The 11,436-nt window shown below is 67.2% G+C and carries 12 protein-coding genes and 1 riboswitch; of the genes, 8 read left to right on the top strand and 4 right to left on the bottom strand.

Translation table 11 applies throughout. The features are described 5' to 3' along the window. Nucleotides 1-381: 381 nt before the first annotated feature. Genes RBR52_RS05355 through RBR52_RS05335 form a run of 5 tightly spaced genes read left to right on the top strand, consistent with a single transcriptional unit; the run spans nt 382 to nt 4,672 of the window. Nucleotides 382-1,233 carry a branched-chain amino acid ABC transporter substrate-binding protein gene (locus tag RBR52_RS05355; protein WP_320376154.1) on the top strand — a complete coding sequence of 284 codons (852 nt, stop codon included), beginning with the start codon at nt 382-384 and terminating at the stop codon, nt 1,231-1,233. Nucleotides 1,234-1,288: 55 nt separating this feature from the next. Further along, nucleotides 1,289-2,194 (top strand): branched-chain amino acid ABC transporter permease, encoded by a 906-nt coding sequence (locus tag RBR52_RS05350; RefSeq protein WP_320376153.1) that lies wholly within the window; start codon nt 1,289-1,291, stop codon nt 2,192-2,194. Then, nucleotides 2,191-3,141 carry a branched-chain amino acid ABC transporter permease gene (locus RBR52_RS05345; protein WP_320376152.1) on the top strand — a complete coding sequence of 317 codons (951 nt, stop codon included), beginning with the start codon at nt 2,191-2,193 and terminating at the stop codon, nt 3,139-3,141. Before RBR52_RS05350 ends, RBR52_RS05345 begins: the two co-directional genes overlap by 4 nt. Beyond that, on the top strand, nt 3,138-3,959 hold the full coding sequence (locus RBR52_RS05340; protein ID WP_320376151.1) for an ABC transporter ATP-binding protein: 822 nt from the start codon (nt 3,138-3,140) through the stop codon (nt 3,957-3,959). The genes RBR52_RS05345 and RBR52_RS05340 overlap by 4 nt, the downstream gene beginning before the upstream one ends. Before the next feature lie 2 nt (nt 3,960-3,961). Then, nucleotides 3,962-4,672 carry an ABC transporter ATP-binding protein gene (locus RBR52_RS05335; RefSeq protein ID WP_320376166.1) on the top strand — a complete coding sequence of 237 codons (711 nt, stop codon included), beginning with the start codon at nt 3,962-3,964 and terminating at the stop codon, nt 4,670-4,672. A 327-nt stretch (nt 4,673-4,999) separates the two neighbouring features. On the opposite strand, the gene RBR52_RS05330 is transcribed toward RBR52_RS05335, so the two are convergent. Genes RBR52_RS05330 through RBR52_RS05320 form a run of 3 tightly spaced genes read right to left on the bottom strand, consistent with a single transcriptional unit; the run spans nt 5,000 to nt 8,670 of the window. Beyond that, nucleotides 5,000-5,761, bottom strand: coding sequence for an ABC transporter ATP-binding protein (locus RBR52_RS05330; RefSeq protein ID WP_320376150.1), 762 nt, complete (start codon nt 5,759-5,761; stop codon nt 5,000-5,002). After that, the gene (locus RBR52_RS05325) at nt 5,758-6,711 is read right to left on the bottom strand and encodes an iron ABC transporter permease (RefSeq protein WP_320376149.1); all 954 of its coding nucleotides are present in this window, start codon (nt 6,709-6,711) and stop codon (nt 5,758-5,760) included. Before RBR52_RS05325 ends, RBR52_RS05330 begins: the two co-directional genes overlap by 4 nt. A gap of 24 nt (nt 6,712-6,735) precedes the next feature. Continuing rightward, the gene (locus RBR52_RS05320; protein WP_320376148.1) at nt 6,736-8,670 is read right to left on the bottom strand and encodes a TonB-dependent receptor domain-containing protein; all 1,935 of its coding nucleotides are present in this window, start codon (nt 8,668-8,670) and stop codon (nt 6,736-6,738) included. A 165-nt stretch (nt 8,671-8,835) separates the two neighbouring features. Next, nucleotides 8,836-9,069, bottom strand: a riboswitch (cobalamin riboswitch). A 254-nt stretch (nt 9,070-9,323) separates the two neighbouring features. Between RBR52_RS05320 and RBR52_RS05315 the strand changes: the two genes are divergently transcribed. The 3 genes from RBR52_RS05315 (at nt 9,324) to RBR52_RS05305 (ending at nt 10,565) form a co-directional block, all read left to right on the top strand. Then, complete coding sequence (locus RBR52_RS05315; protein WP_320376147.1) at nt 9,324-9,566, top strand: hypothetical protein; 243 nt, start codon at nt 9,324-9,326, stop codon at nt 9,564-9,566. Continuing rightward, nucleotides 9,563-9,895: a cell division protein ZapA gene (locus RBR52_RS05310; protein WP_320376146.1), complete on the top strand. Its 333-nt coding sequence runs from the start codon at nt 9,563-9,565 to the stop codon at nt 9,893-9,895. Before RBR52_RS05315 ends, RBR52_RS05310 begins: the two co-directional genes overlap by 4 nt. Nucleotides 9,896-10,121: 226 nt before the next feature. Next, complete coding sequence (locus RBR52_RS05305; protein ID WP_320376145.1) at nt 10,122-10,565, top strand: PIN domain-containing protein; 444 nt, start codon at nt 10,122-10,124, stop codon at nt 10,563-10,565. Between the two features lie 8 nt (nt 10,566-10,573). Here RBR52_RS05305 and lgt read toward each other — a convergent pair whose 3' ends face one another. After that, on the bottom strand, nt 10,574-11,401 hold the full coding sequence (gene lgt / locus RBR52_RS05300) for a prolipoprotein diacylglyceryl transferase (RefSeq protein ID WP_320376144.1): 828 nt from the start codon (nt 11,399-11,401) through the stop codon (nt 10,574-10,576). Between the last annotated feature and the right edge of the window lie 35 nt (nt 11,402-11,436).

Here is an 11,436-nt window from a genome sequence, read left to right as displayed (position 1 = left end):
CTCGCCGGTCCATTTTTCACCGTTTTCTTGGGCAATAGTTCGACTATTGCCCGGCGAAATCGGCAAAAACTGTCCTCGCCGGGGCCGTTTTTCGCTATCGACGCCCCAAGTCCGACAGGCTCCTAGGGCCTGTTCACGCTATTTCTGCACCCGCGTTGCCCCCAGACGGGGATGGATGCAAGGCGGAGGGCAGGGGCAAGGCTGGTCGCCTTGCCCCTGCCCGACAACGCCGCAGGCGCCCCGTCTGGGGGCAACCCTTCGGGCCGGGGGTCTGGGCGGCGCACTGCCACGTTGCAGTCCGCTTGTGGTGGAGACCACCACGGCGCGGCCTGCGCCTCGCATTGCATCCGCCCAGACCCCCGGCGCGGGTGCAGAAATAGCGTGAACAGGCCCTACACCAGCGGCGCGGCGCTGGCGGCCGAGCCGATCTACGCCCGCGCCAATGTGATCCAGACCTCCGATGGCACCAGCGACGAGCTGACCGCGCGCGGCTACAAGACCTTTTTCCGCAACGCTCCGCCCAACAGCGCCGAGGCGCTGTTCACCGCTGGCTACTTCAAGGCGCAGGGGCTGAACAAAATCGCCGTGGTCACCGACCATTCGAGCTTTGCCACCGGACTGGCCGACGCGGTCATCGCCAGCGCGAAGAAGCAGGGCATCGACGTGGTCGACAAGGCGTTCATCACCGCCGGTTCGCAGAACTACACCCCGGTGCTGACCAAGCTGAACGCACTCAACCCGCAGGCGGTGTACTTTTCGGGCTACTACACCGACGGCGGGCTGATCAAGGCGCAGATGGCGCAGCTCGGGATGAAGGCCAGGTTCATCGGCGGCGACGCCAACCAGAACGTCGCCTTTGCCCAAATCGCCGGCAAGTCGGCAGCGGGCGCGGTGATCATCAATGTGCCGGCGCCGCAGGATCTGCCCTACCCGGCGGCGAAGGAATTCCTGGCGCAGTTCAAGGCCGCCTACGGTCACATGCCGCCGAGCATTTTCACCCTGACCAACGCCGACGGCCTGCGTGCGATCATCGCCACCGCCGAGAAAATCAAAAGCGTCGAGCCGGCCAGGCTCATCCCGGCGCTGCATGAGCTGAAGAACTTCGAGGGGCTGACCGGGACGTTCTCGTGGAACGCGGTCGGCGAGCGCACCGGCAGCCCGTATGTCGCGTTCGAGGTGACTGCCGACGGCAGCTACAAGATCACCTATCCGGCTTCGGCGGTCAGCCGCTGATTGGGCGTGGACATTGCGCGCGGCGGCGGCCACCGCCGCGCCGCAGGGAGACGACATGCTGAGCACGGTGCTGCAGCAGCTGGTCAACGGCCTGACCGTCGGTGGCATCTACGCGCTGATCGCGCTGGGCTACACCATGGTCTACGGGGTGTTGCGGCTGATCAACTTCGCCCACGGGGACCTGTGCATCCTGGGCGCGTACATCGGACTGGTCGCCCTCGGTTCGGGGGCGGGCAGCGCCCAGCCGCAACTGCTGCTGCTCGGCGCGGCGTTCATCGCCGCGGCGGTGGTCGTGGGACTGGCCGGAATGGTGCTCGAGTTCACCGCCTACCGCCCGCTGCGCCGCGCCGACCGGCTGTCGGCGGTGGTGTCGGCGCTGGGTGCGTCGCTGTTCATCGAAAACGGCATCATGCTGATCTGGGGACCGCAACTTCGCGTGTTCCCGGGCAATCTGCTGCCGTCGATGCACTGGACCGCGGGCGGCGCGCGCATCGACCTGGTGCAGGTGCTGATCATCGCCGGCAGCGCGCTGCTGATGGCGCTGCTGTACTGGTTCGTCCACCATACCCGCTACGGCACCGCGATCCGGGCGACGGCGAGCGACCAGGACGCCGCGCGGCTGATGGGAATCAACGTCAACCGGGTGATCGTCAGCGTGTTTCTCATCGGGCCTGCGGTCGGCGCCATCGGCGGGCTGTTCGTCGGGCTGTACTACCGTCAGGTCTATTTCACGATGGGTTGGACCTACGGGCTCAACGCCTTCATCGCAGCGATCATCGGCGGCATCGGCAACATTCCTGGAGCGATGCTCGGCGGCGTGCTGCTCGGGCTGTTCAACGCCTTCGCCGCGGGTTTCATTTCGAGTTCGTGGCAGGAGGCGATCACTTTCGCGCTACTGATCGGCATCCTGCTGGTGCGGCCCACCGGGCTGCTGGGCGAACGCGTCGCGGAGAAGGTATGAACACCCTGCTCGGATGGTTGCGCCACCGCTGGGTCGGGCCGGCGCTGTGGGTCGCCGGGCTGGCCGTGCCCTTCGTTCTCGACCCGACCTGGGTGTTCATCGCCTCGCTGTTCGCGGTGTATGCCATTGTCGCGCTCAGCCAGGACGTGGTGCTCGGGCGCGCGGGAATGTTCGACATGGGGCATGCGGTGTATTTCGGCATCGGCGCCTACGTCACCGCGATCTTGAACACCCGGTTCGGCTGGCCGGTGTTCGCCACCTGGCCGCTGGCGGTGCTTGCCGCGGCGGCCGTCGGGGCGGTGCTGGCCGCGCCGATCGTCAGGCTGCGCGGCGACTACCTGCTGGTGGCGACCATCGGTTTCAACGCCATTTTCGTCCTGGCGCTGAACAACGACGTCGGCCATGTCACAGGAGGCGCCGACGGCATCTTCGGCATCGGCGTGCCCCGCGTGTTCGGCTGGCAGCTCGGCAGCGCCTCGGCGCAGTTCTGGCTGAACTGGGCGGCGTTCGCCGTCGCGCTGCTGCTCATCCGCAACCTCGACCGCTCGCACCTCGGTCGCACGCTGTACTACATCAAGCATGACCCGCTCGCGGCGACGACCATGGGGATCGACACCCGCGCCTACCGGGTGCTGGCGTTCGCGCTCGGCGCGGCGCTGGCGGGGTTCGGCGGCACGCTGTTCGCCACCCTGATGGCAGCGGTCAGCCCCGGCGCCTTCGTGTTCACCGAGTCGGTGACGCTGTTCGCCATCGTGCTGGTCGGCGGGCAGGGATCGATTCCCGGGGTGCTGCTCGGCACGGCGCTGATGTTCGTCGTGCCGCAGGCATTCCGCGGTTTCGCCCAGTACCGCTATTTCGTTTTCGGCATCGCGATGGTGCTGGTGATGGTGCTGCGCCCGCAGGGCATCTGGCCGCGCGCGCGGCGGCTGCGGGAGGACGAAGCATGACGGCATCGTCCGGCGGCGAACTGCTGCGGCTGGAAGGCGTGGGAATGCGCTTTGGCGGGCTGCAGGCGGTCGCCGACCTGAGCTTTGCGGTCGGCCGCGGCCAGGTGGTCGGGCTGATCGGCCCCAACGGCGCGGGCAAGACCACGGCGTTCAACCTGATCACCGGGGTCTACCGGCCGACGGAGGGGCGGATCCGCTTCGACGGCCGCGACATCACCGGCTGGGCGCCGTACCGCGTCGCGCGCGCCGTCATATTCCGTACATTCCAGACCATCCGGCTGTTCCACGGCCAGAGCGTGCTGGTCAACGTGCTCGCCGGGCTGCACCTGCAGACGCGGCAACACTGGTGGCAGGGGCTGCTGCGCACCCCGGCGCAGCGTCGCGAGGAAACCGCGCTGCGCGCCAAGGCGATGGAGCTGCTGGCGCGGCTCGATCTCGACCGCCTCGCGCAAGAGGACGTCGCCGCGCTGCCCTACGGGGTGCAGCGCCGCGTCGAACTGGCGCGGGCGCTGATCGCGCGCCCCAAGCTGCTGATCCTCGACGAGCCGGCCGCCGGGCTCAATGACCGCGAGTCGGCGGCGCTCAACCGCACCATCCTCGGGGTGCGCGACCAGGGGATCAGCGTGCTGCTGGTCGAGCACGACATGAATGTGGTGATGAACGTGGCCGATCGCATCGTATGCATCAACTTCGGCCGCAAGATCGCCGAGGGCGGGCCGGACCAGGTTCGCAGCCACCCCGGGGTGATCGAGGCCTATCTCGGCAAGGACGAGGACGACGAACCGCCGCAGCCCGCGGCGGCGGGGGTGGGCGCATGAACCTGATCGAGATCGACGACCTCGACGTGCGCTACGGCCATATCCAGGCTCTCAAGGGGGTGAGCCTGACGGTCAACGAAGGCGAGATCGTGACCCTGCTCGGAGCCAACGGCGCCGGCAAGACCACGCTGATGCGCACCATCAGCGGGCTGCTGCGGCCGCATTCCGGCGATGTGCGGCTGCGCGGCAGGTCGATCGCCCGGATGGGCGCCGACGCCATCGTCCGCCTTGGTGTTTCGCAGGTACCGGAAGGTCGGCGGGTGTTTCCGACCCTGACCGTCGCGGAAAACCTGGCGCTTGGCGGCTATACCCGCCCGGCATCGGAGGCGCAGGCCAGTATGCGCGATGTGTTGCGGATGTTCCCCCGGCTGGAGGAGCGCAGCGCGCAACTGGCCGGAACGCTGTCCGGTGGCGAGCAGCAGATGCTGGCGATCGGCCGCGCGCTGATGGCCAGGCCGAAGCTGCTGCTGCTCGACGAGCCCAGCCTGGGGCTGGCGCCGATCATCGTGCGCGACATTTTCCGCACCCTGCGCGACATCCGCGAGCAGGGAATGACCGTGCTGCTGGTCGAGCAGAACGCGCGCATGGCGCTCAGGCTCGCCGACCGCGGCTATGTGCTCGAAACCGGGCGCATTGCACTCGAGGGCACGGCGCAGGAACTGATGGCATCCCCCGAGGTCCACGCCACCTACCTCGGCAAGAACGCGGCCTGAGGCGGCGGTTCTGGCGTCGTCACGGCCGGTTCTGGAACACGGCTTTTGCCAAGTCAATCCCAACAGTCGTAGTCTCTCAAGGAAACGCAGGGCCGCCCCAAGTTTCCTTGACCCCCACGGGGGGCGGGTCGGCGAGCCGACCCTGGGGGCGCTCATGAGGAAACGCAGGGCCGCCCCAAGTTTTCTCAGCCCACCTCGCGGTTTGCAGGCCGCTCGGATTCGGCTCCGTCCAGACTGCCGCAGGGCAGTCTGGAGCCGCGGGCCTCATCCCCCTCGGGGGCTGATGCGTAGCGGCAGGTCTGGGGGCGCTCTCAGCACGGCAAAGCGCTACAACGCCATCCAGGCGCGGTGTCCACTGGCATCGCGCAGATGCGTCCAGCGACAGCCGTACAGGTGTTGCAGGCGCTCGGGTTCAAGCGCCGCCTCGCAGGTGTCGAAGAACCAGCCTTGCGCATTTTCCTTTGAACCGAGACCCAGCACGTGGGTGCCAAAGCGCGCGACCCAGTTCACGTCGTGCGCACAGAACACCACCACGCGCTCGGTCAGGCCGGCGAGCAAATCACCCACCAGAGACTGATGCCCTGGGTCCTGGAACGCAACCGGTTCGTCGAGCAGCAGCAGGCTGGCGTTCTGCACCAGCGCCTGCGCCAGCGCCACGCGCTGGCGCTCTCCGGCCGACAGGGCGAGCACAGGGCGATCGCGCAGCACCCAGGCGTCGACCCGGCGCAGCGCCTCCATGGCAGCAGGCAGGTCTGGCTCGGGCTGCGAGAGTTCGAGCAGCGCGAGCGCCGACAGATTGAAGCGGTCGCGCGGCTGAGCGGGCATGAGGGTGCGCAGCACCGCCAGCTTTTCCGGCGCCAGCTCGCGCAAGGACTGCCCGGCCAGGCTGACCGCTGCGGACTGGCCGGCCAAAGGCAGCAGTCCGGCCAGTTGGCGCAGCAGGGTGGACTTGCCCGTTCCATTGCGGCCGATGACCCCCAGCCGATCGCCCGGCAGCAGGCGCAACGACAGCTTGCGGGCCAAGGCCGGCTGATGCGCGGCAGCCACCACGTCCAGCGCCTCGACCTGCAGCCAGGCGTCGGTTTTCATCGCGCCCGCCGCAGCATGAGAATGAACACCGGCGCGCCCACCAGCGCCGTGACCGCGCCGACCGGCAGCTCGTAGGGCATGATCACGCCGCGCGCCAGCGTATCGGCGGCCACGACCAGGGCGGCTCCGGCCAGAGGCGCGGCCCAGGCCTGATCGTGCATGCGTTGCAGCCCGAGCAGCCGCAGAGCCTGCGGCACGACCAGGCCGACAAACCCCACCGCGCCCGCCACCGCCACCGAAGCGCCCGTGGCCAGCGCGGCCAGCAGCACGAGTTCCAGTCGCGCCCGCGCCACGGGTTCGCCCAGCAGCCAGGCGGCTTCGCTGCCCAGCAGCAGGCGGTCGTAGCGGCGCTGGCGCCAGAGCAGCCACACGCTGCCCAGCACGGCCAGCGCACACAGCTCTGGGCCATGCGTGGCGCCGGAGAGATTGCCCACCAGCCAGAACATGGCGCCGCGCAATTGCTGGTCGGGCACGAGCGTCAACAGCAGGGTGGACAGCGCCCCGGCCATCGCCGCGAGCATCGCGCCGATCAGGATGAGCTGCGCCGAGGCTTCGTCGTCGCGGCTGGCCATGATCCGCCGCCCCATGAGCAGCAGCGCAAACAGCGCCGCGCCCGCCCCCATCACGCTGCCCAGCCACATGGCCGCGCCCAGCAGCAGCGCAATGATGGCGCCGAGCCCGGCGCCGCCGGAGGCGCCGAGCACGTAAGGATCGGCCAGCGGATTGCGCAGCAGAATCTGCATGGCCAGTCCCGCCTGCGCCAGCAGCGCGCCCACGCCCACGCCCGCCAGCACCCGCGGCAGGCGAAGCTGCCAGACGATGTCGGCATTCCAGCCGCCCTCCCCCACCGACAGCGCCACTGCGATGACCGCGGCGAGCAACAGCGGCAGGCTCCAGCGCCACAGCGTCAAGCGGCCAGCGTTGCGATTCACCACGAGTTCAGGGGGCATGTCAGGCAGGGCGGGCGAAGCAACTCAGAGCTCAGGCCGCCAGGTCACGCCGACGAACACGCCCAGCGGCTCGCGGTTGTAGCCGTAGACCGTCTGGTATTTCTTGTCGAACAGGTTCTGCACGCGGGCATGCCAGCTCCAGTCTTTGGCCAGCGCGCCGCTGGCGGTGAGATCGACCGTGGTGTAGCTGCCCAGGGTGACGCGGCCGGTCGAACCGTTATCCCAGCGCGGGCCGCTGTAATGCAGCGTGGCGCCGTAGAGCACCGAAGCGAACTCGTGGTTGACCGTGACATTGGCCAGACTGCGGGCGCGGCGCTGCAGCGTGGGGTCGCCCGGCTTGCCGGTGTCCACGGGTTGCTGCAGCGTGAGGTTGGCGTCATACGCCCAGCCCTTCCAGGCGCCACGACCGCTCAGCTCCAGCCCGCGCGTGCGGCTGCTGGCAATGTTCTGGAAGGTGCTGGTGGTGAAGTCATACTGCCACTGATCCGTCGCCTTGGTCTGAAACAGCGTGGCGCGCAGCACATTCACCCCTTGCGACCATTGCAGAGCGGCCTCGACGGAATGCGCCTTTTCCGGTCTGAGGTTCGGGTTGCCATAGTACGGCGCGTACAGATAGCCCAGCGGCGCCGCATTGAATGCGGTGGAATAGCTGGCAATCGCCTTGAAACCCGCGCCGAGTTCGCGTCCATAGCCGAAGAAGCCGGTGTTCTGGCCAGAATACCCGTCGATGGCGTCATGGCGCAGATTGAACTGCAGCTCATTGCCGCCGACGCTGCCGTCGAGGCCGACGAAAACCGCCTTGGCCTGGCGTTCCCTGGAGGGGATCGATCCCGTGATGGAGGCAATGCGCTGTCGTTGCCAATCCAGTCCGCCCGTGGCCGTCCAGCCGCCGCCCAGTTGCACCCCATTGCGCCACAGCAGTTGCTGCACGCGGGTACGGTAGGTCGCACCATAGGGAAAGGCGCTGAAATTCTGGTTGGTCTGGGTCGTGCTCTGTTGCGACACGCTCAGATGGGACTTCCAACGCGCTGTCAGTTGGTTGTCGCTGAAGAGTTGGTAGAGGTCTTGCGTGGTGCGGCTCAGATTGGTGTCGGTCGGGCTGGCGTAGGCGCCATAGCTGTCATAGCTGGCGCGACCCTTGCTGCTGAATGCGCGCAGGCCCAGCGACTGCCCTGGCGAGAGCGTCTGCACGATCGAGCCGTTCATCGTCGTGTTGCCATAGCCGTTGCTGTTCGGGTTGGCATTGGCGAGCTGGGTTGAATTGATGGCGCTGAGGCCCTGCGTGGTGTAGCGGCTGATCCCCGCCTGTAGGGCGGTATTGCCCACCTGCCCGCTGGCGTTGGCCGACACGGTGGCGGTATTGCGGCTGCCCGCGGTCACCGAAACCGAAGCCTGAGGTTTTTTGCTGCCCGCGCGCGTGGTGATGAGCACCACCCCGCCGATGGCGCCCGAGCCGTAAATGGCCGAGACGTTGCCGCGGATGATCTCGATGCGCTGGATTTGATCGGTGGTGAAGTTGTTGAGATAGGCCACGCCCGTGGCGTCCTGCGCGTTCATCGGCACGCCGTCGAGCAACACCAGCACGTCGGGGCCGCCGAAACCGCGCAGATAGACATTGCCACTCTGCCCCGGCCCGCCATTGCTCGTCACCTGCACCCCGGCCACCTGCTGGAGCAGCGTGGTGAGGTTCTGCGCGCCGCTCTGCTCGATCTGCTCGCGCGTGATGACGCTCACACTGGGCAAGGCCTGAGACAGCGGCTGTGGATAGCCCGTGGCCGACACCACGACCGGCGGCAGCGAAGTGGCCGCAGGCAATGAGGTCTGGGCGCTTGCGTCCAGAGCCATCAGGCTCAGGGCGACAGCCAGGGCTGTTTTCGTCCAGGGCGTGATGGTTGTTGAAAGACGTGCGCGGCATTCGCTCTGCTGGGCAGAGCCGATAGGAGTGAACTGCTGGGACATGACAGAGTTTCCGGATGAATGAGCGCTGCCGTGCTCCCCCGCACGGCTGGCGCGGCTGCAAACGCGCCTCCTCAGATCCCAGAACACATCGCAACGACACGGCGGCGTAGGGGTGCAATGCACAGCAGCCCGCGTGGTCTTGATGCGCCCCATCCACCCGAAGCTGCGCGTCTTCTCGTCGTTGGCCGGTATCCGGGCTGGCGACGCGATCCGGACCTCCTTCCCAAACCCGTGGATTCAGTGGAGAGCGTGTCCGAACGGAAGGCATGCGCCTTCGGTCGCTGACCGTTGCGGGGGCAGCACAGGCCGGAGCATCTGCCGGGGGCATGGCTCTTCCTGTTTCCCGTTTGACTGCGCAGCGTGAACCGCCGCGCGAGCACCAACAGACGCCATGTTAGCTGGGCGCCGGCGCCGTTTTGCCGATATCCGGGTGGTCGACTTTAGGGCCTGTTCACCCCATTTCTGCACCCGCGTTGCCCCCAGCGGGGCGTCTGGGGGCAACCCTGCGGGCCGGGGGTCTGGGCGGCGCACTGCCACGTTGCAGTCCGCTTGTGGTGGAGACCACCACGGCGCGGCCTGCGCCTCGCATTGCCTCCGCCCAGACCCCCGGCGCGGGTGCAGAAATGGGGTGAACAGGCCCTAGAATGCCGCGCATGGACGAACGACAGCCCTCCCCCGCCATCGCCCAGCTGCAATCGCGCGTGGAGCGACTGCTGCTGCGTCACCATGAGTTGTTGCGCACCAACGCCCTGCTGTCCGAGCGGGTGCAGGCGCTCGAAGCCGAGCGCGACCAGATGCGCCAGCGCCTGCACGATGCCACCCAGCGCATCGACCGTTTGCTGGCACGGCTGGATCAGACCTCTTCCATTTCGGGCGAGCCCGACTCTCAAGCATGAGCATGACCACGCTGGATGTGAACATCATGGGCCAGATCTACACCCTGGCCTGCCCCGCCGACGAACAAGCGGCGCTGCTGGCCGCCGTGCGGGAAGTGGACACCGAAATGTGCGCCATCCGCGACATGGGCAAGGTGCGCGCCCGTGAGCGCATCGCCGTGCTGGCCGCACTCAATCTGGCGCACAGCCTGATCGAGGCGCGCAAGGCGTCGGAAGCTGCAGGCGAGGCGATACAGGCGCCGTTGACCTCCGGGGAAGATGCGAAAGTCATTGCGCAACTCACCCGACAGCTCGACGAAGCGCTGGGCGCCGAGGGCAAGCTGCTCTGAAATTTTCACGCAGGGCAGCCTGCCACCCCTTACAATGGACGTGTCTGCCGGGCTTGGTTGAGTCGGCATTTCCTGAACCGATAAATTTGTGCCTCGGGCTTGGAAATTCTGTGTGTGCGCGTGACGTCTCGCGCAGACGTCCCCAAAGCACAGTGACCTTGCCCACCTGTCCCAGTAGGGTTCAGGGATCAACGCTCAATCAGGTTCCGGCAGACACCTCTCCCGCATGCCCCCCTCCGATTCGACGCCCCGCTGTGTGCTCGACACCCAGGTGCTGCTCGACTGGGTCCTGTTCGATGATCCGCGCACCTGCCTTTGGGCGCAGGCCATCGAGCGCTGCAGCGTGCACTGGATCTACTGCGCCGCCATGCAGACCGAAGCCTTGCGCGTCGTGCACTACCCGGCGCTGAGCAAGCGCTTCGACCCCGCGCTCTCCGCCGAGAAAGTGAATGCCTGTTTTGCGCGCTGGGGGCAATGCTGCGCCGATCCACCGGGCCAGCGCCGCTTGATCTGCACCGACCCGGACGACCAGGTCTTTCTCGACCTGGCTCTTGCCCAGAATGCGGCCACCCTGCTGAGCCGCGACCAGGCGGTCTTGCGACTGGCGCGGCAGGCCAGTCGCTTGGGCCTGCGCATCAGCCCGTCCGAAAGCGCGCCGCCGCCAGACTGAAGCCAGGCTCAGGAGGCCGACTGCCCCAGCGCCAGCAGGCGGTTTTTCCGCCGCAGGGCCCACCCGATCATGCCGCTGCCCAGGATGATCAGCGGGATCGACAGCAACTGCCCCATGGTGAGATGAAGCCACAGATACCCGAGAAAGGCATCGGGCTGGCGGAAGAACTCGGCGGTGAAACGCGCCAGGCCATAGCCCAGGGCGAAGCAACCGGCGATGAAGCCACGCGGACGCTCCTTGCGCGACAACCACCACAGCACCGCGAACAGCAAGATGCCTTCGAGAAACATTTCATACAACTCGGAAGGAAAGCGCGGCACCATGCTGCCGGACTCGGGATAGATCATCGCACCGGGCCACCATGTGGGTGCGGGCCGTCCCCACAGTTCACCGTTGATGAAATTGCCGATGCGACCGAACGCCAGCCCTGGAGGAATGAGAGGGGCGACAAAGTCCATGATCTGCAGCCACGAATACCGCCGGCTGCGCGCAAACCAGTACGCCGCCGCCATGACGCCGAGCAGCCCGCCATGAAACGACATGCCGCCGTCCCACACTGCGACGATCTGCGCCGGGTGCGAGAAGTAATAGTCTGGCTGGTAGAACAGCACATAGCCGGTGCGCCCCCCGAGGATCACTCCCAACACCCCGGCGAACAGCAAATCCTCGATGTCGCGCGAAGTCCAACCCTGGCGGGCGTAGGGCTGGTCCTTCAGGCGCCTTTGCGCCAGCAGCCAGAAGGTGATGAAGCCCAGCAGGTACATGATGCCGTACCAATGCACCTTGATCGGGCCAAGCTGCAGGGCGATGGGGTTGAAGTCGGGGTGAATGAGCATGGGCGTGAAGTGTACGGGGTCGTCCCGAGCATTCC

It is taken from the genome of Thiomonas sp. (assembly GCF_034007205.1).
GTDB lineage: Bacteria > Pseudomonadota > Gammaproteobacteria > Burkholderiales > Burkholderiaceae_C > Thiomonas.
Note: the sequence above shows the minus strand (reverse complement) of the source record. Positions and strands in the feature narration are given on the sequence as shown.